General features: G+C 62.9%; 19 protein-coding genes and 1 riboswitch. Of the genes, 4 read left to right on the top strand and 15 right to left on the bottom strand.

Features of this window, described 5'->3' with window-relative positions:
• Nucleotides 1-10: 10 nt before the first annotated feature.
• The 4 genes from AC3RCJ_RS05490 to polA all read right to left on the bottom strand — a co-directional run bounded on the left by AC3RCJ_RS05490 (nt 11) and on the right by polA (nt 6,845).
• Nucleotides 11-1,753 (bottom strand): ABC-F family ATP-binding cassette domain-containing protein, encoded by a 1,743-nt coding sequence (locus tag AC3RCJ_RS05490; protein ID WP_492959775.1) that lies wholly within the window; start codon nt 1,751-1,753, stop codon nt 11-13.
• A 263-nt stretch (nt 1,754-2,016) separates the two neighbouring features.
• Nucleotides 2,017-2,775, bottom strand: a complete 759-nt coding sequence (locus tag AC3RCJ_RS05485; protein ID WP_492959777.1) for a ZIP family metal transporter — start codon at nt 2,773-2,775, stop codon at nt 2,017-2,019.
• Between the two features lie 258 nt (nt 2,776-3,033).
• Nucleotides 3,034-3,918 (bottom strand): dienelactone hydrolase family protein, encoded by an 885-nt coding sequence (locus tag AC3RCJ_RS05480; RefSeq protein ID WP_492959779.1) that lies wholly within the window; start codon nt 3,916-3,918, stop codon nt 3,034-3,036.
• A gap of 164 nt (nt 3,919-4,082) precedes the next feature.
• On the bottom strand, nt 4,083-6,845 hold the full coding sequence (gene polA / locus AC3RCJ_RS05475) for a DNA polymerase I (RefSeq protein WP_492959781.1): 2,763 nt from the start codon (nt 6,843-6,845) through the stop codon (nt 4,083-4,085).
• 305 nt (nt 6,846-7,150) lie between these two features.
• On the opposite strand from polA, the gene AC3RCJ_RS05470 reads away from it, so the two are divergent.
• The 3 genes from AC3RCJ_RS05470 (at nt 7,151) to AC3RCJ_RS05460 (ending at nt 9,380) form a co-directional block, all read left to right on the top strand.
• The gene (locus tag AC3RCJ_RS05470) at nt 7,151-7,546 is read left to right on the top strand and encodes a hypothetical protein (RefSeq protein WP_492959783.1); all 396 of its coding nucleotides are present in this window, start codon (nt 7,151-7,153) and stop codon (nt 7,544-7,546) included.
• An 82-nt stretch (nt 7,547-7,628) separates the two neighbouring features.
• The gene (locus AC3RCJ_RS05465; RefSeq protein ID WP_492959785.1) at nt 7,629-8,585 is read left to right on the top strand and encodes a homoserine kinase; all 957 of its coding nucleotides are present in this window, start codon (nt 7,629-7,631) and stop codon (nt 8,583-8,585) included.
• 3 nt (nt 8,586-8,588) lie between these two features.
• Nucleotides 8,589-9,380 carry a BPSS1780 family membrane protein gene (locus tag AC3RCJ_RS05460; protein ID WP_492959787.1) on the top strand — a complete coding sequence of 264 codons (792 nt, stop codon included), beginning with the start codon at nt 8,589-8,591 and terminating at the stop codon, nt 9,378-9,380.
• Between the two features lie 197 nt (nt 9,381-9,577).
• Here AC3RCJ_RS05460 and AC3RCJ_RS05455 read toward each other — a convergent pair whose 3' ends face one another.
• A complete protein-coding gene (locus tag AC3RCJ_RS05455) occupies nt 9,578-11,887 on the bottom strand; it encodes a UvrD-helicase domain-containing protein (RefSeq protein ID WP_492959789.1) in 2,310 nt (769 codons plus the stop codon).
• Nucleotides 11,888-12,002: 115 nt separating this feature from the next.
• Between AC3RCJ_RS05455 and AC3RCJ_RS05450 the strand changes: the two genes are divergently transcribed.
• Entirely contained in the window at nt 12,003-12,287 is a 285-nt protein-coding gene (locus AC3RCJ_RS05450) for a hypothetical protein (RefSeq protein WP_492959791.1), read from the top strand.
• Here the strand turns inward: AC3RCJ_RS05450 and AC3RCJ_RS05445 are convergent.
• From AC3RCJ_RS05445 to AC3RCJ_RS05400, 10 genes are all read right to left on the bottom strand, one after another.
• Entirely contained in the window at nt 12,284-13,138 is an 855-nt protein-coding gene (locus AC3RCJ_RS05445) for a hypothetical protein (RefSeq protein ID WP_492959793.1), read from the bottom strand. The two genes, AC3RCJ_RS05450 and AC3RCJ_RS05445, sit on opposite strands and share 4 nt — an antisense overlap.
• 346 nt (nt 13,139-13,484) lie before the next feature.
• Nucleotides 13,485-14,591, bottom strand: a complete 1,107-nt coding sequence (locus AC3RCJ_RS05440; RefSeq protein ID WP_102120082.1) for an S-(hydroxymethyl)glutathione dehydrogenase/class III alcohol dehydrogenase — start codon at nt 14,589-14,591, stop codon at nt 13,485-13,487.
• Nucleotides 14,592-14,691: 100 nt separating this feature from the next.
• Entirely contained in the window at nt 14,692-15,324 is a 633-nt protein-coding gene (locus tag AC3RCJ_RS05435; RefSeq protein WP_492959795.1) for an ANTAR domain-containing response regulator, read from the bottom strand.
• A gap of 78 nt (nt 15,325-15,402) precedes the next feature.
• On the bottom strand, nt 15,403-16,026 hold the full coding sequence (gene thiE / locus AC3RCJ_RS05430; protein WP_492959797.1) for a thiamine phosphate synthase: 624 nt from the start codon (nt 16,024-16,026) through the stop codon (nt 15,403-15,405).
• A 9-nt stretch (nt 16,027-16,035) separates the two neighbouring features.
• Entirely contained in the window at nt 16,036-16,800 is a 765-nt protein-coding gene (thiD, locus tag AC3RCJ_RS05425; RefSeq protein WP_492959966.1) for a bifunctional hydroxymethylpyrimidine kinase/phosphomethylpyrimidine kinase, read from the bottom strand.
• The gene (locus AC3RCJ_RS05420; protein ID WP_492959799.1) at nt 16,800-17,594 is read right to left on the bottom strand and encodes a thiazole synthase; all 795 of its coding nucleotides are present in this window, start codon (nt 17,592-17,594) and stop codon (nt 16,800-16,802) included. Before AC3RCJ_RS05420 ends, thiD begins: the two co-directional genes overlap by 1 nt.
• Nucleotides 17,595-17,619: 25 nt before the next feature.
• Entirely contained in the window at nt 17,620-17,823 is a 204-nt protein-coding gene (gene thiS, locus AC3RCJ_RS05415) for a sulfur carrier protein ThiS (protein ID WP_070222852.1), read from the bottom strand.
• Between the two features lie 20 nt (nt 17,824-17,843).
• The gene (gene thiC / locus AC3RCJ_RS05410) at nt 17,844-19,757 is read right to left on the bottom strand and encodes a phosphomethylpyrimidine synthase ThiC (RefSeq protein WP_492959801.1); all 1,914 of its coding nucleotides are present in this window, start codon (nt 19,755-19,757) and stop codon (nt 17,844-17,846) included.
• Nucleotides 19,758-19,836: 79 nt separating this feature from the next.
• A riboswitch (TPP riboswitch) is annotated at nt 19,837-19,952 on the bottom strand.
• A gap of 108 nt (nt 19,953-20,060) precedes the next feature.
• Nucleotides 20,061-20,318: a hypothetical protein gene (locus AC3RCJ_RS05405; protein WP_492959803.1), complete on the bottom strand. Its 258-nt coding sequence runs from the start codon at nt 20,316-20,318 to the stop codon at nt 20,061-20,063.
• 39 nt (nt 20,319-20,357) lie between these two features.
• Nucleotides 20,358-21,164 carry a response regulator gene (locus AC3RCJ_RS05400; protein WP_492959805.1) on the bottom strand — a complete coding sequence of 269 codons (807 nt, stop codon included), beginning with the start codon at nt 21,162-21,164 and terminating at the stop codon, nt 20,358-20,360.
• Nucleotides 21,165-21,182: the final 18 nt, after the last annotated feature.

Raw genomic sequence — 21,182 nt, 5'->3', positions numbered from 1 at the left:
CGGTGGATAACTACGACGTTATCCCCAGCGATTGATTCAACCGCTCCAGCTCCGCCTGCCACGCCTGCTGGCTGGCCCGCTTCTGGTGGCGCGGCTTTCTCGCCTGGTCTTCCGCCAGCAATTGCTCCAGTTCGCACAAGCGTTCCAGCTGTTGATCTACATCAGTTTGCGCTGGCGCAAGCGATGCGCTTTCCCCCCGCGCCACCGGTGCCGGCGCCTGCCCGTCTTCCTCGCTCAGCCGTGCATACGCGCTGGCCGCGTCCGGCCACTCTTCCAGCCGGCCGTCGGCCACCACCCAAAAACGGTTGCAGGCCGTCTCGATCAGGTCGCGGTCGTGCGATACCAGCAGGCAGCCGCCCGCAAAGCCGCGCAAGGCTTGCCCCAGCTCCGCCTTGCCCTGCATGTCCAGGTGATTGCTCGGTTCATCGAGCAGCAGCAGGTGGTAGCTGGCCAGCGACAGTCCCAGGAACAGCAGCCGCGCCCGCTCGCCGCCGCTCAGCGTCGCCACCGTCTGGCCATGGCGCGCATACGGGAAACCGGCCGCAATCAAGGCCTGCCTGCGCGCCACCTGGCTGCGCGCCGCCTCGTTCTGCACGGCAAACGGATACAAGGCATCGGACAGGTCGGCCGTATCGGCCAGCTGCCTGAGCGACTGGTCGTAATAGCCGATGCTGGCGGCGCGGTGGTAGCGCAGGTCGGGCCGCTCGTCCTGCGCCTGGATCGCTTGCCAGCACAGGCGCAGCAAGGACGACTTGCCGCTGCCGTTGGCGCCCAGCAAGGCGACCCTGTCGCCAGGCTTGAGCCACAGCGGGCCAGCCTGGAACAGCACGGGAGAGGCCGGCACGGCACGCACGTCGAGCCCGTCGAGCGCCAGCAGCTGGTCGGCCGCCAGCGCCTTGCCGCGCAGGCTCAAACGCCAGGGCGCGCCATCGCTGACGAACGATTGCGCATCCTTCAATTTGTCGATGCGCCGCTGCATGGTCTTGGCCTTGCGCGCCAGATCTTCATTGTCATAGGTGCGGCCCCACAGGGCCAGGCGGGCGCTGCTGGCGGACAAACGGTCGATTTCCTTCTGTTCGGCCGCATGCCTGGCGGCGGCGGCCGCGTCCATCTCGACCAGCGCCGCCAGCGCGGGGCCGCAGGGCAAGTCAAAATCGTAGAGGCGGCTATCGCGCAAGATCCAGCTGCGCGTGGCCACGTTGTCGAGCAGGCGCTGGTCGTGCGAGACGAGGATGAAGGCGCCGCGCCATGCGAGCAGGAATTGCTCCAGCCACAGCAGCGACGGCAAGTCCAGGTGATTGCTCGGCTCATCGAGCAGCAGCACGTTCGGCTCCTGCAGCAGGGCGCGCCCCAGCAGCAAGCGCGTGTGCTGGCCGCCGGACAAGGAATGCACGGGCACTTGCGCCGTATCAAGATCGAAGCCCAGCTCGGCCAGCAGGCTGTCGATCCTCCAATGCAGCTCGGGCTGGTCCAGCACGGGCGCCAGCAAGGCGTCGTACAGGCTCAGGCTGGCAAGTTCCGGCGGCAAGTGCTGCTCCACGTGCTGCAAGCGGCAGGCACGGGCATAGTGGATGGTGCCGGCGGTGGCTTCCCGCGTGCCGCTGAGCAAGCCGAGCAAGGTGGATTTGCCGCAGCCATTGTGGCCGATCAGGCCGATGCGGTCGCCCTGGCGCAAGGTAAAGGCGAGTTCATTGAAGAGGAAACCGTCGTGGGTATCCAGCTGTAATGCTTGGGTAGAGATAAGGGTAGTCATGGCTCTTGTCTTTGTTCGGGATGCAAGCATCCGCGTTAACAGGAGCGCTAACGACAACGGAGTACCAGGAAAGGACTCGTCTAGGAGGGTGACTTTGCTCTGGCCAGGTTATCGCAGCGCGATAGAACGTGGGCAAGAGCTGGCAAATGCGCTTAAAGAGCGTGCGCGCCACAAGGCGAGCAACAAGTTTTCTTCCATTATATTTTCCTCCTTTCTGTGCAAGTTAGTCAGAAAAGCAATATTACACCCAGCGAGCCAGTGTATCAACCGCCGTGCTTGTGCCGCGTCAAAAACAGCACGATGCACACGCCCAGCGCGATCAAGAGCACTTGCGGGATGGTTTCGCGCAGGGTGGCGCGGCGCTGCATCTGCGGCATCAGGTCCGACAGGGCAATATAGATGAAGCCGGACGAGGCGAACACAAGCACGTAAGGGATCAAATTGCTGGCGCGGTCCAGGGTGAAGTAGCCGAGCAAGCCGCCCGCCACCGCCATCAGGCTGCACAGCAGGTTGAACACATAGGCGCGCAGGCGCGAGAAACCCGCGTTGAGCAAGACAATAAAATCGCCGATTTCCTGCGGGATTTCATGCGCGATGATGGCCAGGCCCGTCACCAGGCCCAGTTTCGGATCGGCCAGGAAGGCGGCCGCGATCAAAATGCCGTCCGTAAAATTGTGCATGCCGTCGCCGACCAGGATCATCCAGCCGGCCTTGCCCGCCTCGTGCTTGTCGTGGCCGTGCGCATGGTGGTGGCCATCGCCTTCGTGGTGGTGCGAATGGCGCAGGATGGCGAATTTTTCCAGCATGAAGAAGGCCAGCAAGCCCGCCAGCAGGGTGGCGAACAGGCTGCGCGGGTCCGCCTGCGACTCGAACGCTTCCGGCAAGGCGTGCAGCAAGGACGTCGACAGCATGATGCCGACGGACAAGCTGACCATGCGCTCGACCACCTTGGACAGGAATGCAAACGAAAAGATCGCCGCCGCGGTAATGCTGAACACGCCCGCGATCGTGGTCGCGAGCAAAATGGATAAAAGGACGGGATCGATGATTTTCTTACCTCAAAATGGCGCCGGGTCACTGGCGCCCGCTGTGCTGGCGTCTGGCCTGATGACTATTACTTATTATTTACATTTGCGCGCATGGCGGCGGCGTAGCGCAGTGAAGATGCAATTGTACTGCATTGGCGCGCAGCGGGCATATTCCCGCCCGGTGCGCCTTAGCCTTAACTGTTGCAAAAAATGTCGCCATCAGGCAGTTTCAGCGCCGTTCAGCTTGCAACCTCAGGCAACCCCATGCTTTTTGAACCAGGCCAGGCAGCGCGCATAGCCATCCTTCGCATCGGCCGCCACATAGCTGGGGCGGTAATCGGCGTTGAAGGCGTGGCCCGCATCGGGATACACGACGAATTCCGACTGGTTGCCGCCCTTGGCCAGCGCCGCCTTCATCTTGCCAATCGATTCCTGCGTGATGCCCGTGTCCTTGCCGCCATACAAGCCCAGCACGGGCACTTTCAAGCTGGCGGCGATGTCGATGGGGTTGCTCGGCTGCAAGGCAGTCGCTTCGCCCACGAGGCGGCCATACCAGGCCACGCCCGCCTTGACGGCCGGATTGTGCGCCGCGTACAGCCAGGTGATGCGCCCGCCCCAGCAAAAGCCCGTGATGCCCAGGCGGCCCGTGTCGCCGCCATTCTGCTTCGCCCACGCCACGACCGCGTCGAGGTCCGCCATCACTTGCGCGTCCGGCGTCTTGGCGATGATGCCTTTCATCAATTCCGGGATGCTGGCCACCTTGGTGGGATCGCCCTGGCGCACGAACAAATCGGGCGCCAGCGCCAGGTAGCCCTGCTTGGCGAAGCGGCGCGCCATGTCGGCGATATGTTCGTGCACGCCAAAGATTTCCGAAATGACGAGCACAACGGGCAAACCCGTCTTGCCTTCCGGCTGGGCCGCATACACGGGCACGGCCTGGCCGTCGACCATGACGGACACGGTGGCCGTGACGAGGCCGGCGGAATCCGTCCTGATCACGTCTTGCGCCGCCACCGGCAGCACGGCCACGGCAAAGCCCGTGCCCAGCGCCACCTTCAGGAAACCACGCCGGCCGTCCGATCCGGACAAGCTGCTCTGGCCCAGCAAACTTTCACAATCGGTGATCATGTCGCTCATGCGTTTCTCCTGAAAGGGGTGTTGACAAAAAAATGTCGGCTGACGCTGCGCTAAGCCGACCTACGCTCATTGCTCAAGTAAACTGGTGTTCGCCTTACGGTCATGGCTGAATTCAACATGTAGGTCGGCTTAGCGGGGCATGCCCCGCGTCAGCCGACGCAGCATCAATGCGCTTCGTCCCAGTTTTTTCCAATCCCCACTTCGGCCGTCAACGGCACCTTGAGCGCGGCCACGCCCGCCATCAGTTCCGGCAGCTTGCGCTTGACCAGCTCCAGCTCGGCGTCCGGCACTTCCAGCACCAGCTCATCGTGCACCTGCATGATCATTTTTGTTTGCAAGCCGTCCGTTTCCAGCCAGCCTTGCACGGCGATCATGGCCAGCTTGATCAGGTCGGCAGCCGTGCCCTGCATCGGCGCGTTGATCGCCGCCCGTTCCGCACCCTGGCGGCGCGGGCCGTTCGGCGAATTGATTTCCGGCAACCACAAGCGGCGGCCGAACACGGTTTCCACGTAGCCGCGCGCCTTCGCCTGCTGGCGCGTGTCTTCCATGTACTGTTTCACGCCGGAAAAACGGGCAAAGTAGCGGTCGATATAGCTTTGCGCGGCCGTGCGGTCCACGCCCAGGTTACCGGCCAGGCCAAACGCGCTCATGCCGTAGATCAAACCGAAGTTGATGACCTTGGCGTAACGGCGCTGCTCGCTCTGCACTTCCGCGGCCGGCACGCCGAAGATCTCGGCCGCCGTGGCGCGGTGAATGTCGATGCCGTCGGCAAACGCGCGCAGCATGGCTTCATCGCCCGAGATATGCGCCATGATGCGCAATTCGATCTGCGAATAGTCGGCCGAGACGATGTGGCTGCCCGGCGGCGCAATGAACGCTTCGCGGATGCGGCGGCCTTCCGCGCTGCGGATGGGGATATTCTGCAGGTTCGGGTCGTTCGACGCCAGGCGTCCCGTCACGGCCACGGCTTGCGCATAGTTCGTGTGCACCCTGCCCGTCGTGACGTTGATCATCTTCGGCAATTTGTCCGTGTAGGTCGATTTCAGCTTGGCCATGCCGCGGTATTCGAGCAGGACTTTCGGCAGCGGATAATCCTCGGCCAGCTTTTGCAAGACTTCTTCATCCGTCGATGGCGCGCCCGTCGGGGTCTTCTTGACCACCGGCAGCTTCAATTTCTCGAAGAAGATTTCGCCGATCTGCTTGGGCGAACCGAGGTTGAACGGCTGCTCGGCCAGTTCATACGCCTTCTTTTCCAGTTCCAGGATCTTGACGGCCAGCTCGGCCGACTGGATGTTGAGCAGTTCGTTGTCGATCAGCACGCCGTTGCGCTCGATCTTTTGCAAGACCACGGCCGTCGGCATCTCGATCTTTTCATAGATGAAGGTGAGTTTTTCATCATTCGCCACATTGCCCCACATGGCATTGTGCAAGCGCAAGGTGACGTCCGCATCCTCGGCAGCATACTTGGCCGCCTGTTCCACCTCGACCTGATTGAAGGTGATCTGCTTGGCGCCCTTGCCGCACACGTCCTCGAACGGGATCGTCGTGTAGTTCAGGTGGCGCAGGGCCAGGCTGTCCATGTCGTGTTTCTTGTGCGATTCGAACACATACGATTCGAGCAAGGTATCGTGGGCGATGCCGCGCAACGTCACGCCATGGTTGGCGAAGATGTGGCTGTCGTATTTCAGGTTCTGGCCCAGCTTGGGCTTGGTTTCATCTTCCAGCCACGGGCGCAATTTCGCCAGCACGTGTTCGCGCGTCAACTGTTCCGGCGCGCCTGCGTAATCGTGGGCCAGCGGGATGTAGCAGGCGCTGTGTTCGGCCACCGAGAGGGAAATGCCGACCATTTGCGCCGTCATCGGTTCGAGCGAGGTGGTTTCCGTGTCCACGGCCGTCAGGGCAGCGGCATCGATGAGGGCGATCCATTTATCGAGCTGTTCATCGCTCAAGACGGTTTCATACACGGCTTCCACCGCAGGCGCGGCGTCGGCAAACATGTCGCCCGTCGTGTTGACGGCGGAGGCGCCGGCGGCAGGCGGTGCGCCGACGGGCGACATCGGCGGCGGCGCCGCGCCCAGTTCGCGCAGCAGGGCCTTGAAGCCGTAGCGGTTGAAGAAGGCCAGCAGCGCTTCCTTGTCTTCGTGTTTTGCCACCAGCGAGTCGGCGATGGTCGTCATGTGGCCGGACAGATCGCAATCGGTCTTGACGGTGATCAAGGCGCGCGCCTGCGGCAGCCATGGCAGGGCCGTGCGCAGGTTTTCACCGACGGCGCCGCCCACCTTGGCCGCGTTTTCCATCACGCCTTCCAGGCTGTCGTACAGGGTCAGCCACTTGACGGCCGTCTTCGGGCCGCATTTCGACACGCCGGGCACGTTATCGACGGTATCGCCGATCAGCGACAGATAATCGATGATGCGGTTCGGCGGCACGCCGAACTTGGCCAGCACGGCCGCTTCGTCGAGCTTTTCATTGCTCATGGTATTGATCAGCATCACCTGGCTGTTGACCAGCTGCGCCAGGTCCTTGTCGCCCGTGGAGACCACCACGTTCATGCCGGCGGCGGCCGCCTGCACGGCCAGGGTACCGATCACGTCATCGGCTTCCACGCCGTCGACCATCAAAATAGGCCAGCCCATGGCGCGCACGGCTTCGTGGATCGGTTCGATCTGCAGCCGCAGGTCGTCCGGCATCGAGGCGCGCGTGGCCTTGTACTCGGGATACATGTCATCACGGAAAGTTTTACCTTTGGCATCGAAGACGCAGGCGATGTAGGCGGCCGGGTAGTCGGCGCGCAGGCGGCGCAGCATGTTGACCATGCCGTGCATGGCGCCCGTGGGATAACCGTCCGGGCTGCGCAGGTCGGGCAGCGCGTGGAAGGCGCGATAAAGGTAACTGGAACCGTCGACTAACAGCAGGGTGTTTTGCATAATGCCAATAAAATAAGGTGAGCCGCGCCGGCCTGGAAGAAACAGCGGCGGGCGGGTGGAATATCGCCCAATTATCGCAGAGTTTAAGGCCGCGCCACCGGCCGCCACGCGCGCCGTTCCTGCTGTTTTTGCCGCCCTGGCGGCCCCGTGCGTGCGCGCGGGCTGCCGCTGCCAGCCATTTCGCCGCATTTAATCAGCCGTATTAAGCAGCATTGCCTACCAGTTTGTTACAATGCCTTATAGATAAATTGACGGCATTACACCACTGCACGTGCTGCAGTCCCACACATGGAAGCGAACCCATCATGATGCGTACATCGACACTCTGGACATTCCTCGCCCTGCCCCTGCTGGCATGTTCGGCCCTTGCCAGCGCCCAGACGCCGGCCAAACCGAGCGACGCACCACCGCAGCTGGAGCGGATCGAGGAAATGGGCGAAGCGCCCATCACCGTGGTGCCGGCCGCCGCCAAGCAGCAGATCACCGAAAAACGCGAAGCGGGCGTCACCTCCGAAGTCAAAGTGACCTCGGGCGGCAGCACCTATTACATGAAGCCGGCCGCAGGCGCCGACCAGGCCAACGGCAACGCCCTGCGCGGCCCGCAATGGAAAGTGCTGGAATTCGACCTGGGCAAGAAGAAACAGAAACAACGCGACGAAGAGGCAGCGGACGCGCCGGCACCACCGGCACCAGCGAAGTAAGCAGCCACTCTCCTACGCCATGCCCCGGCCACCTGCGGGGCAGCCGGCTTTTTTTGACCATTTTTGACCTCCCCTCTTTCCCATGGCAGTTTTTACCGCGCTACACCTGGACGATATCGGCCAGTGGATCACGCAATTTCCACTTGGCAAGCCTCTGGCGCTCAAGGGCATCGCCTCCGGCATCGAAAACAGCAATTTCTTCCTCAGCACGGAGCGCGGCGAATATGTGCTGACGATCTTTGAAAACCTGAGCTTCGAGCAATTGCCGTTCTATCTGCAACTGATGCGCCACCTGGCGGACCGGGGCGTGCTGGTGCCGGCGCCGATCGCCAACGCCGACGGCGCGCTGGTGACGGCGCTGCAAGGCAAGCCGGCCGCCATCGTCAGCAAGCTCGACGGCAGCTCGCAGATGGCGCCGCAAGCCGTGCATTGCGCGGCCGTCGGCGCCATGCTGGCCAAGATGCACCTGGCGGGGCGCGATTTTCCCCTGCAGCAGCCGAATTTGCGGGGCCTGGACTGGTGGAACACCACCACGCCGCTGGTCTTGCACCACCTCGACGATGCCAGGGCGCACTTGCTGCGCGCGGAAATCCATTTCCAGGACGCCTTTGCCGCCTGCGACACGTATAAGGCCATCCCGCGCGGTCCCGTGCACGCCGACCTGTTCCGCAACAATGTCATGTTTGACGGCGAACAACTGACGGGCTTTTTCGACTTTTACTTTGCCGGCTGCGACACCTGGCTGTTCGACGTGGCCGTCACCGTCAACGACTGGTGCGTGGACCTGGCCACGGGCGTGCTCGACACGGTGCGCGTGCGCGCCCTGCTCGACGCCTACCACGCCGTGCGCCCGTTCACGGCCGAGGAACATACGGCATGGCAAGCGATGCTGCGCGCCGCCGCGCTGCGCTTCTGGCTGTCGCGCCTGTACGATTATTACCAGCCGCGCGAAGCAGAAATGCTGACCCCGCACGATCCCGCGCATTTCGAACGCATCCTGCGCGAACGTATCGCCACACCTGCCCCGGAACTGTTTTAAAAAATGGAAAAATTACCTGCAAGTACAGGCTGGCAATGGGTGAAACAAGGCTTTGGCCTGTTTCGCAAGCAACCTGGCGGCCTGTCGATGCTGTTTCTCGGCTATATGTTTTGCATGCTGGCCGTCAGCATCGTCCCCCTGCTGGGGCAGTTGCTGCCCGTCATACTCGTGCCCGTGTTTTCCGTGGCATTCGTGCAAGGCTGCCTGAATATCGACCAGGGCAAGCGCGTCCTGCCCAGCCTGTTGATGTCGGGTTTCCGCAAGCCTGCCTTCCCCGTGCTGCTGGCACTGGGCGTGCTGTACATCATCATGGCCATCGTGGCCATCGGCGCCTCGTCGCTGGTCGACGGCGGCGTCCTGTGGCAGCTGGCCACGGGCCAGCTCAACCCGCAAGCCTCGCCCGAAGTCATACGCGATTCCAATATCGGCATGGCCATCCTGCTGACCATCATCCTGTACGTGCCGGCCGCCATGGCCTTCTGCTTTGCCGCGCCGCTGATCTACTGGAAAAAAGTCAGCCTGGGCAAGTCGCTGTTCTTCAGCTTTTTCGCCGTCTGGCGGTCGCTGTCCGCCTTCATCGTGTTTGCCACCACCTGGTTCGCCATCAGCGTCGTCACCAGCCAGCTGCTGTTCATGATCGTCGGGCGCACGCCCATGGCCGTGCAACTGATGATGCCGCTGTCGATGATATTGACCGTGATCATGCATTGCTCGTTCTACGCCGCCTACCGCCAGATCTTCGGCTTGCCCGTCGATGAGAGCAAGACGGTGTCGCTGGATAAGACCGGCGAGTGATCGCCGGTCAGGCGTAGATCGGATCAGCGGCGGCATGCCGCGCAATCCGACGCTGCGAGGCCAACAATGTTGTCGGATTACGCTGCGCTAATCCGACCTACGCGCCGCCGAATGCCTTGCAATGCCACAGCGTAGGTCGGATCAGCGGCGGCACGCCGCGTAATCCGACGCCATCGTCAGCCATCCAGCGTACCACTTCACCGTCCCAGCCGTTCCAGCTTGGCGATGCCCAGGTCCAGCACCTTCATGCCGTGCTGGCCGAAATTGATCTGCGCGCGCGCGTTGCCGCCGCCGCCTTCAATATTGACGATCACGCCTTCGCCGAACTTGGCATGCGCCACCGATTCGCCGATGCGCCAGCCGCTGCCGGGCGACTTTTGCGCGATCTTTTGCGCAATCGCATTGTCCGAACCGAGGCTGGCCACCTTGGGCGCCTCGTCCCAGGCCGACTTGCGGTTGCCGAACCAGTTCGCCTGCACCTTCGGCGACAGCCATTTCAAGGACTCTTCCGGCAATTCGTCGAAGAAGCGCGACTTCATGTTGTAGCGCGTCTGGCCATGCAGCATGCGCGTCTGCGAAAAACTCATGTACAGCCGCTTGCGCGCGCGCGTGATGGCCACGTACATCAGCCGGCGTTCCTCTTCCACGCCATTGTCTTCCTTCGAGCTGCTTTCGTGCGGGAACAGGCCCTCTTCCAGGCCCGTAATGAAGACGTTGTCGAATTCCAGGCCCTTGGCCGAGTGCACGGTCATCATCTGCAGCGCATCCTGGCCCGCCTGCGCCTGGTTGTCGCCCGCTTCCAAGGACGCATGCGAGAGGAAGGCGGAGAGCGGCGACATCACGGCCGGCAGCGGCGCGTCGGCATCTATAATCTCGATGCCGTCCTGGTTGACGACGGGCGCGCCCGACTGGGCCTGGGCGGCAGGGCCCAGGTGGGCCGGTGCGCCCTGTCCAAAACCTTCCTCGGAGACGAACTGGCTGGCCGCGCTGACCATCTGTTCCAGATTCTCGATGCGGTCGGCGCCTTCCTTTTCATTCTGATAATGCTGGAGCAAGGTACTCGCTTCGAGCACCACGCGCACCATCTCCGGCAGCGACAATTGCTGCGTCTCGAAACGCACGCCCTCGACCAGCTTGACGAAGCCGGCCAGCACGCTGCCCGCCTTGCCCGCCACGTAAGGCACGGACGCATACAGCGAAATGCCGTACTGTTCCGACGCGGCCTGCAGCTGCTCGATCGAGCGCATGCCGATGCCGCGCGTGGGGAAATTGACCACGCGCAAGAAAGCGGAATCGTTGTGCGGATTGTCCATCAGTTGCAAATAGGCAATCGCGTGCTTGACCTCGGCGCGCTGGAAGTAGCGCTGGCCGCCATACACGTGGTACGGCATGCCGGCTGAAAACAACGCATGTTCGATCACGCGCGACTGCGCATTCGAGCGGTACAGAATCGCGATTTCACTGCGCGAGGCGCCATCGGCGATCAGGCTTTTCGCTTCCTCGATGATCCACTGCGCTTCCTGCAGGTCGGAACTGGCTTCGTACACGCGCACCTGCTCGCCATGGCCCGCGTCCGTGCGCAGATTCTTGCCCAGGCGCTTGCTATTGTTTGCAATCAACAAGTTGGCGCTGTCGAGGATGTGACCATGCGAGCGGTAGTTCTGCTCGAGCTTGATCAAGTTCTGCACCTGGAACTCGTGCTCGAAGGCGCTCATGTTGCCCACGTTGGCGCCACGGAAGGCATAGATGCTCTGGTCATCGTCGCCGACGGCGAACAGGGCGCCGCCATCGCGGCTGCCGTGGCCGGCCAGCAATTTCAACCAGTTGTATTGCAGGTTGTTCGTATCCTGGAACTCGTCCACCAGGATGTGGCGGAAACGCGCCTGATAATGCTCGCGCAGGGGCTGGTTGCGGCTCAGCAATTCGTATGTGCGCAGCAGCAATTCCGCAAAATCGACGACGCCTTCGCGCTGGCACTGGTCGTCGTATAGCTGGTACAGCTCGACCATCTTGCGCTCGTGGGCGTCATACGCCTCCACGTCCGTGGCGCGCAAGCCCTGGTCCTTGGCATTGTTGATGAAATACATCACCGTCTTCGGCGGGAATTTCTCATCATCAATGTTATTTGCCTTCAACAAGCGCTTGATCACGGACAATTGATCCTGCGAGTCGAGGATCTGGAAGGTCTGCGGCAAGGCCGCGTCGCGGTAATGCGTGCGCAGCAAACGGTTGCACAGGCCGTGGAAGGTACCGATCCACATGCCGCGCGTATTGATCGGCAGCATGGCCGACAGGCGCGTGAGCATTTCCTTGGCGGCTTTATTGGTAAAGGTCACGGCCAGGATGCCGGCCGGCGATACCTGCTGGGTCTGGATCAGCCAGGCGATGCGGGTAGTCAGCACGCGGGTCTTGCCCGAGCCGGCGCCTGCCAGGATCAGCGCATGCTGGGCCGGCAAGGTGACGGCGGCGTATTGTTCGGGATTGAGGTTGTGAAGAAGATTGTGCATGCCGTGATTATACCGGCATGGCTAAATATACTGTGCATTTGTCCAGCGGTCGCGCCATGCATGCCGCCCGCACGCTACAATCGGCCTTCCTGCATTGTTGATGAAACCGGCATACATGACACCTCCCAGCCATATCGACGGCGCCCGCGTACTGGCCTGGGCCTGGTCCGACCTGCCGTTCGGCCACGTGGCCAGCGAGGCCGGCGCGGCCCCCGTCGCCATCCATGGCCTGGCCCTGTGCCAATACCCGGGCGCCCCGGGCGAAACAGGCATCTACCGTTTCAGTTGCGACGCGCAGTGGGACAGCATGCAGGATGAGCTGTATGCCAGCGTGGCCGAGGCCAGGCAGCAACTGCCGGAGCAATACCGCGCCGTCGCCGCCACCTGGCAGCGGGTTTAGCGCAGCAGCCGGGCCTTGCCCTCGCTGAGCGCCTGCGCGATCACCTGGCGCGTGGTCCTGTCCGCGGCCTTGCTGGCCTTCTCCTGCTGACGGCCCAGTTCGCCCATTTGCTTGCCCAGCGTTTCCATCGGCTTGCCCTGTTCATCCATCTGGCGCGACAGCGCATCGGCCTTGCCCGCTTCCCGTTCTTGTGCGCCAGCGATGCGGTCGTTGACCTCTTCCATGGCATCCTGCGCGTCTTCCATCTGCTGTTGCAGGCGTTCCACCTCGCGTTCGGCCGCGCGGCGCGCGGCATCCGTGCCGGCCTGCGCCTGGCGGCGCGATGCCTCGCCCAGCTTGCGGCCCAGTTCCTGCTGCTGGCGCCCCAGCGCCTGCAGTTGCTCCGTGTCACGCGTGCCCAGCCGCGCCTGCGCCAGGCCATGGCTGCCCATTTTACTGCCCAGTTCGCCCATCGCCTTGCCATGCGCCCCCATCTGCTTGCCCAGGCTGCCCATCTGCTCGCCGAGCTGCTGCGACGGCTTCCACGCCGCGCTGACCCTGGCCAGCAGCACCGGGTCCTGCGTGACGTAGCTCTTGCCCTGGTCGCGGAACCACAGGAATTGCCCCTTGATCGACGCCTTCAGCTGCTTGACCTGCCGGCGATCGACATCGGTGCCCGACATGGTGACGCTGTCCTTGCCGCCATCGACGAGCGCATAGCCGTCGCCGCCATCCATGGAAATACTGATCTGCTTGCTGGGCGGCGCCGGCGGCACGGGCGGCGCCGGCGGCTGCGGCGGCTGCACGGCCAGGGCGCCGGCGCTAAACACCATGCCGGCCAGGCTGAAGATCAAACGGTGGGAAGTGGACATGTTAGCCTCGTCGCAAAAGTAGTGGAATATGGACTGTAGCGGCGAGCGGCAAGCGGCTCCAGCAGCATGCGACAGACTGCAAAAAAAACAGCCTGGAAGGCAGGCTGGCACGATAGACGGGAAACGCCAGGCAAAAAAAAAGCGGAGGTCGGAATTCCCCCGCAAAAACCGCCGTGGTACGGCGAACATGGACTGTAGCGCCGCATGGCAGGCGCTTCCAGCACCGTGCGACAGACTGCATGGATGATGGCCTGAAAGGCGGATTTGCGCGATCGGTGGAAAAGGCGGACAAAAAAACGGAGGCCGTAGGCCTCCGCAAAAAACGCCGTGGTACGGCGTATTTCAATCAGTACAGCACGACGGAGCGGATCGATTCGCCGCTCTTCATCAAGTCGAAACCCTGGTTGATATCGTCAAGCTTCAGGCGGTGCGTGATCAAATCGTCGATATTGAGCTTGCCTTCCATATACCAGTCGACGATCTTCGGCACGTCCGTGCGGCCGCGCGCGCCGCCGAAAGCGGAACCCTTCCACACGCGCCCCGTCACCAGCTGGAATGGACGCGTGGAAATCTCCTGGCCGGCCGCCGCCACGCCGATGATGATGGACTGGCCCCAGCCCTTGTGGCAGCACTCGAGCGACTGGCGCATGGTGGTGGTGTTGCCGATGCATTCAAACGAATAGTCGGCGCCGCCGTCCGTCAGCTGCACGATGGTATCGACCACGTTGTCCACCTCGTTGGCGTTGACGAAATGCGTCATGCCGAACTTGCGCGCGATGGCCTGGCGCGCCGGGTTGATGTCGACGCCAATAATCTTGTCCGCGCCAACCATCTTCGCCGCCTGGATCACGTTCAGGCCGATGCCGCCCAGGCCGAACACGACCACATTCGCGCCCGCCTCGACCTTGGCCGTAAACAGCACGGCGCCCACGCCGGTGGTGACGCCGCAGCCGATGTAGCAGACCTTGTCGAACGGCGCGTCTTCGCGGATCTTGGCCAGCGCGATTTCCGGCACGACGATGTAATTCGAGAAGGTGGAGGTGCCCATGTAGTGGAAGATGGGCTTGCCGTCGATGGAAAAGCGCGAGGTGGCGTCCGGCATCAGGCCGCGGCCCTGCGTCGAGCGGATCGACTGGCACAGATTCGTCTTTTGCGACAGGCAGAACTTGCACTGGCGGCATTCCGGCGTGTACAGGGGAATGACGTGGTCATCCTTTTTCAGGCTTTTCACGCCCGGGCCCACGTCGACGACGATGCCGGCGCCTTCATGGCCGAGGATGGACGGGAAGATGCCTTCCGGATCGGCGCCCGACAAGGTGTAGTAATCGGTGTGGCAAATGCCGGTGGCCTTGATCTCGACCAATACCTCGCCCTCGCGCGGGCCGGCCAGGTCGACTTCTTCGATGGTCAACGGGGCGCCCGCCTTCCAGGCAATCGCTGCTTTGGTTTTCATGTATGTCCTGTCTATGGTTGAACCAGGCGCGCCAGCGCGCCGTATCGCCACATCATAACAAGGCAGGCGCCGACGTGCCACGCCGGCGCCGGTGCAACGCTTACTTGCTTTTCGCGCGGTTCAAAAACGCACCGTGCAAGCCGTTCAGGGTTTCCTCGGCCAGCAGCAGCTGGCTGGCGATTTCATTGATCTTGCGGCGGCTGGAGCGGGCGTGGTCGCGCAGCACCTCGAAGGCCGTGTTGCGGTCCGTCTGGAACTTGCCCATCAGCAAGCCAACGGCCAGACTCGTCTCGCGGCCCGCGGCCAGCGCCGCATTCAGGTTCAGCTCGGTGCGCCGCAGCTGGCGGATCTCGTCGGCACGCGCCAGGCCCGCTTCGAAGGCGGGCATCAAGCGGCCTTCATCGACGGGTTTCACCACGTAGCCGACGGCGCCGTAGGCGGCCGCCTGCTTGCCCGATTCGCTGTCGCCGCTGCCGGACAGGAACATGAACGGCACGGTCGTCTCGCCATGCAGGCGCTTGGCCAGTTCCAGGCCGGACATGCCGGGCATATGGATATCGAGCAAGGCCAGGTCCGGCTCGCGCTGGGCGATCAGCTGCAGCGCCACTTCGGCCGAATGGGCCAGGGCCGTCTCGTAGCCGGCATGGCGCAGGACTTCGCCGAGGAATTCCAACAGCAGCTGGTCATCGTCAACGATCAGGATAAGGCGTTTCGTGGCGGCTGGCTGACTCATGGGTGGGGGACCTCGGTAATGAATGATGTTCTTATTATATGCCGATTATTGCCCCAAATCAGCCTTGCACCCCCATGCTCATGCAGCAAACAACTGATTGAATTGCTGCACCGCAATATCCACATCGTCCGCCCCGTAAGCATCGTTAAAGACGCTGCTGATGGCCGCCACCATGTCGGCGCCGCGCGCGACCAGCGGCGCGGCGTTGTCCGACGTCATGCCGCCGATCACCACGCAGGGCAAGGCGATTTCGCGCTTCGCCTGCGGCACGATATCGAGGGGTGTGGTGACCGGATACTTTTTCACCAGCGAGGGATAAAAACCGCCAAAGGCCACGTAGCTGGCGCCGCCGGCCTCGGCCGTCCTGGCCAGCGCCATGTCGCCATAGCAGGAGGCGCCGACGAGCTTGTCCTTGCCCAGGCGGGCGCGCACCTGCGCGACGGACGCGTCCAGGCCACCCACGTGCACGCCGTCCGCGTCGAGTTCTTCGCACAGTTCGATAAAGTCATTGATGATGAAGGGTACGCCATATTTGCGGGCCAGGGCCAGCAAGGCGCCCGCCTGCTCGCGCCGCTGCTGCGCCTCGGCGCTCTTGTGGCGGTATTGCAGCAGGGCCACGCCGCCGTGCAAGGCCTGTTCCGTGATATCGAGCAGGCGGTCGGTGTCGTCCCAGTTCGGGGTGACCAGATACAGTCCACGCATGATGTTTCCTTATTGAATGAATCGTTGCGGTATAAGTTGACCGGGCGCAATCGCATACGCATCGGACAAGGCCGCATGGCAATAGGCTTGCGCCAGGTCCAGCGCTTCCGGCAACGCCTGTCCCAAGGCCAGCCGCGCCGCGATGGCGGAGGCCAAAGTACAGCCGCTGCCGTGGAATTCGCCGGGCAAACGGGGCCAGCGCCACTCGCGCTCGCCGCCATCGGCGCCGAACCAGCGGTTGACGACCGTCGCGCCGTCGCCATGGCCACCCGTCACCAGCACGTGAGCACAGCCTTGCGCAAGCAGGCGGCTTGCACCGCCGAGGGCCAGCGCTTCCGGCCCGTTCGGCACGATCACGCTCGTCACCGGCAGCAAGGGCGCCAGCGCCAGCACGGCATCGTCCCGGCTGAGCACGTCACCATGGCCGCTGGCCAGCACGGGATCGAGCACCACGGGCAAGTGCGGCCGGGTTTGCCGCCATTGCGCGATCAGCTGCGCGATGACGGCCGCATTCGCGGCGCTGCCGGGGATGCCGATCTTGACGGCGTGAATCGCCATCTTGTCGCTCAGCGCCAGCGCCTGCCGGCGCAGCCATTCCGGCGCCACCGGCTGCACGCCGAAGACCCTGTCGTTGTCCTGCACCGTCAGCGCCGTGACGACGGGCAAGGCGTGCGCGCCCTGCGCCGCAATGGCCACAATATCGGCGGCGATGCCGGCGCCGCCGGAAGGATCGACGCCGGCAAACACCAGCACCGTCGGCAACGTTGGCACCATCACGCCAGGCGGCCCGCCATCGGCGACGACGGGGAAGCGGCAAATTTGCGCGGCATGCGTCCCGCCAGAAACGCTTCGCGCCCGGCCCGCACGGCCAGCTTCATGGCGCGCGCCATGCGCACGGGATCGCGCGCGCCGGCGATGGCCGTATTCATCAGCACGCCATCGCAACCGAGCTCCATGGCAATGGCCGCATCCGACGCCGTGCCCACGCCCGCGTCCACCAGCACCGGCACTTTGGCCTGGTCGATGATCAAGGACAAATTCCACGGATTCAAGATGCCCATGCCCGAGCCGATCAGCGAGGCCAGCGGCATGACGGCCACGCAGCCGATGTCTTCCAGTATCTTCGCCTGGATGGGGTCGTCGCTGCAATAGACCATCACGTCAAAACCATCCTTGACCAGCGCTTCGGCGGCAATTAACGTTTCCGGCATGTGCGGAAACAGGGTCTTTTCGTCGCCCAGCACTTCGAGTTTGACCAGATTGCGCCCACCCAGCAGTTCGCGCGCCAGCTGCAGGGTGTAGACGGCGTCTTTCGCGTTGTAGCAGCCGGCCGTGTTCGGCAAGATCGTGTACTGGTCCGGCGGTACGAAGTCCAGCAGGCTGGGCGCGTTCGGGTCTTGCCCGATATTCACGCGACGGATCGCCACCGTGATGATCTGCGCCTCGGCCGCGTCCGTCGCCTCGCGCGTCTGCGGCAAATCCCTGTACTTGCCGCTGCCGACCAGCAGGCGCGATTGGTACTGTTTGCCTGCGATGGTCAGCAGGTCGTTGTTTATTTCCGTGTTCATGTTCTGTTCCTTGTCTTTTCTCAAACTAGCCGCCGCCGATGGCGCGCACGATCTCTACTTGGTCTTGCGTTTGCAAGACCTGTCCCGGCCACGCCTTGCGCGGCACGACGTTGCGGTTGACGGCCAGCGCCAGCGCCTGGTTTTCCAGCGACAGCGCGGCGATCAATTGATCGAGGGTTTGCCCCGGCGGCACCTGGTGCGGCGCGCCGTTGAGCGTGATGGATATCAATGCAGGCATCACGCTCTCCTTCAGACCTTGCGGTACAGCTCGGCGCCGTTCTTGATGAACTCGATGGCCTTGACTTCCATGCCCTGTTGGAGCGCCTTGTCTTCCGCGATGCCCATGCCGGCCGCGTACTCGCGCACTTCCTGCGTGATCTTCATCGAGCAGAAGTGGGGGCCGCACATGGAGCAGAAATGCGCCACCTTGGCCGAATCCTTGGGCAGGGTTTCATCGTGGAATTCGCGCGCCTTGTCCGGGTCCAGGCCGATGTTGAACTGGTCGTCCCAGCGGAATTCGAAGCGGGCTTTCGACAGCGCATTGTCGCGGATTTGCGCGCCCGGATGGCCTTTCGCCAAGTCGGCCGCATGCGCCGCGATCTTGTAGGTGATGATGCCGTCCTTGACGTCGGCCTTGTTGGGCAAGCCCAGGTGTTCCTTCGGCGTCACGTAGCACAACATGGCCGTGCCGTACCAGCCGATCATGGCCGCGCCGATGCCCGAGGTGATGTGGTCGTAGCCGGGCGCAATGTCCGTCGTCAACGGTCCCAGCGTGTAGAACGGTGCTTCGCCGCACTGCTCCAGCTGCAAGTCCATGTTTTCCTTGATCAATTGCATCGGTACGTGGCCCGGGCCCTCGATCATCACCTGCACATCGTGTTTCCAGGCAACCTGCGTCAGCTCGCCCAGGGTCTTCAGTTCGCCCAGCTGCGCCTCGTCGTTGGCGTCATAGATGGAGCCGGGACGCAAGCCGTCGCCCAGCGAGAACGACACGTCGTACGCCTTCATGATTTCGCAGATCTCTTCGAAATGCGTGTACAGGAACGATTCCTGGTGGTGCGCCAGGCACCATTTCGCCATGATGGAGCCGCCGCGCGAGACGATGCCCGTCAGGCGCTTGGCCGTCATCGGCACGTAGCGCAGCAGCACGCCTGCGTGGATGGTGAAGTAATCGACGCCCTGCTCCGCCTGTTCAATGAGGGTGTCGCGGAAGATTTCCCACGTCAGATCCTCGGCCTTGCCGTTGACCTTTTCCAGCGCCTGGTAGATGGGCACGGTGCCAATCGGTACGGGGCTGTTGCGCACGATCCATTCGCGCGTCTCGTGGATGTGCTTGCCGGTGGACAAGTCCATCACGTTGTCGCCGCCCCAGCGTATGGCCCAGGTCATCTTTTCCACTTCCTCGCCGATGGAAGACGTGACGGCGGAATTGCCGATGTTCGCATTGATTTTCACCAGGAAATTGCGGCCGATGATCATCGGCTCGACTTCCGGGTGGTTGATATTGGCGGGGATGATGGCGCGGCCGCGGGCGATTTCCTCGCGCACGAATTCCGGCGTGATTTCCGCCGGGATGCTGGCGCCAAACGACTGGCCCGGATGCTGGCGGCCCATCAGGTCGGCCAGGCGCTCGCCCATGGGACCGGAAGCTTTCAGTTCACGCAGATATTCCTGGCGGCGCATGTTTTCGCGGATGGCGACGAATTCCATTTCCGGCGTGATGATGCCGCGCCGCGCGTAATGCATTTGCGTGACGTTCTTGCCGGCAATGGCGCGGCGCGGCTTGCGGTGCAGGTTGAAACGCAGCTCGGCCAGCTTCGGATCTGCCAGGCGGGCGATGCCGTAGTCGGAGGTGGGGCCGGGCAATTCTTCCGTGTCGGCACGCTCCATGATCCACGGCAGGCGCGGCGTATCGAGGCCGGAGCGGATGTCGATCTGCACGTCCGGGTCCGTGTAGGGGCCGGAGGTGTCGTAGACGTAGATCGGCGGATTCTTTTCGCCGCCGAACGACGCTTCCGTGTCGGACTGGCTGATTTCGCGCATGGGCACGCGGATGTCGGGGCGGCTGCCCTGCACGTAGATCTTGCGCGAATTGGGCAGCGGCGCGATGGCGGCTTCGTCGACCGTGGCGGTGGCGGAGAGGAATTTCGGGTTGGCGTTCATTTTGGCTCCTTGGCTAGACTTGTTTTAAGCCTGGAGCCAGCTAAGGAGGTTCGGCTGCGCGCACGCGGAAAGGCGGGGTGCGTTCATCCTAAAGCTTCCCTTCGCTGGCATTATCCAGATCAGGTTCGGAGGGTATTTCTCACCCGCGCTTGCACTGTATTTCTACAGCGAAAGGCAGGACCCCTAGCGTTTGCCGCCTTGCGGCAGCGAGCCAATTATACGCGCTTCGCGCCGCGTGGCCAGATGATTTCTTGCAGGTGTAGTCTTTGCGCATCTGCTGCAATGCAGCAGACGGCGTCACGCTTATTTCTTCTTGCCCCAGCGCCAGGCGGTCGGTTCGCCCTTCCGCTGGCAGATGAAAATGAGCACGGCGACGATGGCCACTTCATAGACGATGTAGCCGAGCAGCATGGTTTGCGGCGGGAACAGGAAGGCGCCGCAGGCGAACAGCGCCAGCGCGGCCAGGAACACCAGCCAGCCCTGCCAGGTGATGGGCAAGCCCCAGCCCCAGCCATAGGTCTTGGCGGGAAACCAGTATTGCGGAGGTATTTTGTCAGCCATGATGCGTTCCTTGTCGATATGGATGGCACCAAGTATAAATCACGCCCCTCGCAAGCGCTCCGTGACATCGAGGCCGATGCCGCGGTAGCCGATGAAGCGGCTGCCATTGTCGAACATCGGTTCGCCGCTGACCTGCAGGTATTGCGTGCTGCCGTCGAGGTTGGCGCGGCTGTAGATGAAGTCGAGGAACGGTTCGCGCGCGGCGATCTTGGCATCGAGCAAGGCACGCTCGGTGGCGTTCCAGCGCTGCGGTTCTTCCTCGCTGCCGATGCCCAGCATCTCGGCCACGGGGCCGGAAAAGCGCGTCAAATTGCCCTGCGCATCCTGTTCCCAGTACCAGTCGGACGACAGTTCCGTGAAGCGCTGGAAGCGCGCTTCGCTTTCGCGCAATTCCGCCGTGCGGTCTTCCACCATCTGCTCCAGCGACTTGTTGTATTCGGCCAGCTTCTGGTACAGCAAGCGCACTTCCAGCATGTTGTGGATGCGCGTCTTGACTTCCACCAGGTCGAAGGGCTTGCTGACGAAATCCTTGGCGCCCGCCTGCAGGGCGCGCAGCTTGTGGCCGGGCTGGGCCGTGATCACCAGCACCGGCAGGTAGCTGCCCGCCTCGAGGTCGCGCAAGCCTTCCATCACTTCGAAGCCATCCATTTCCGGCATCTGCAGGTCGAGCAGGATCAGGTCATAGCGGTGCTGCTGGTGCAGCGCGCGCACGGCTTGCGGGTCCATGGTGGACGTGATGCGCGTATAGCCGGCATTGCGCAGCACCTGTTCCAGCAGCATGACGTTCGCCTCCTGGTCATCGACGATGAGGATGCTGGCGTTCAGGATCTCGGTGGCTTGAAGCATGGCGGTATTCCTAAAATT

Source organism: Janthinobacterium sp. GW822-FHT07H11 (genome assembly GCF_058798615.1).
The sequence above is the reverse complement of the archived record's forward strand: the minus strand, read 5'-3'. Positions and strand labels throughout refer to the sequence as shown.

Excerpts from the sequence above, each read along its gene's own strand:
- thiD (WP_492959966.1), bottom strand. The coding sequence starts at position 16,800 with ATGGTGCCAACGTTGCCGACGGTGCTGGTGTTTGCCGGCGTCGATCCT.
- AC3RCJ_RS05420 (WP_492959799.1), bottom strand. The coding sequence starts at position 17,594 with ATGAACACGGAAATAAACAACGACCTGCTGACCATCGCAGGCAAACAG.
- AC3RCJ_RS05465 (WP_492959785.1), top strand. The coding sequence starts at position 7,629 with ATGGCAGTTTTTACCGCGCTACACCTGGACGATATCGGCCAGTGGATC.
- AC3RCJ_RS05450 (WP_492959791.1), top strand. The coding sequence starts at position 12,003 with ATGACACCTCCCAGCCATATCGACGGCGCCCGCGTACTGGCCTGGGCC.
- AC3RCJ_RS05405 (WP_492959803.1), bottom strand. The coding sequence starts at position 20,318 with ATGGCTGACAAAATACCTCCGCAATACTGGTTTCCCGCCAAGACCTAT.
- AC3RCJ_RS05455 (WP_492959789.1), bottom strand. The coding sequence starts at position 11,887 with ATGCACAATCTTCTTCACAACCTCAATCCCGAACAATACGCCGCCGTC.
- AC3RCJ_RS05445 (WP_492959793.1), bottom strand. The coding sequence starts at position 13,138 with ATGTCCACTTCCCACCGTTTGATCTTCAGCCTGGCCGGCATGGTGTTT.
- thiC (WP_492959801.1), bottom strand. The coding sequence starts at position 19,757 with ATGAACGCCAACCCGAAATTCCTCTCCGCCACCGCCACGGTCGACGAA.
- AC3RCJ_RS05440 (WP_102120082.1), bottom strand. The coding sequence starts at position 14,591 with ATGAAAACCAAAGCAGCGATTGCCTGGAAGGCGGGCGCCCCGTTGACC.
- AC3RCJ_RS05460 (WP_492959787.1), top strand. The coding sequence starts at position 8,589 with ATGGAAAAATTACCTGCAAGTACAGGCTGGCAATGGGTGAAACAAGGC.
- AC3RCJ_RS05435 (WP_492959795.1), bottom strand. The coding sequence starts at position 15,324 with ATGAGTCAGCCAGCCGCCACGAAACGCCTTATCCTGATCGTTGACGAT.
- polA (WP_492959781.1), bottom strand. The coding sequence starts at position 6,845 with ATGCAAAACACCCTGCTGTTAGTCGACGGTTCCAGTTACCTTTATCGC.
- AC3RCJ_RS05490 (WP_492959775.1), bottom strand. The coding sequence starts at position 1,753 with ATGACTACCCTTATCTCTACCCAAGCATTACAGCTGGATACCCACGAC.
- AC3RCJ_RS05470 (WP_492959783.1), top strand. The coding sequence starts at position 7,151 with ATGATGCGTACATCGACACTCTGGACATTCCTCGCCCTGCCCCTGCTG.
- thiE (WP_492959797.1), bottom strand. The coding sequence starts at position 16,026 with ATGCGTGGACTGTATCTGGTCACCCCGAACTGGGACGACACCGACCGC.
- AC3RCJ_RS05480 (WP_492959779.1), bottom strand. The coding sequence starts at position 3,918 with ATGAGCGACATGATCACCGATTGTGAAAGTTTGCTGGGCCAGAGCAGC.
- AC3RCJ_RS05400 (WP_492959805.1), bottom strand. The coding sequence starts at position 21,164 with ATGCTTCAAGCCACCGAGATCCTGAACGCCAGCATCCTCATCGTCGAT.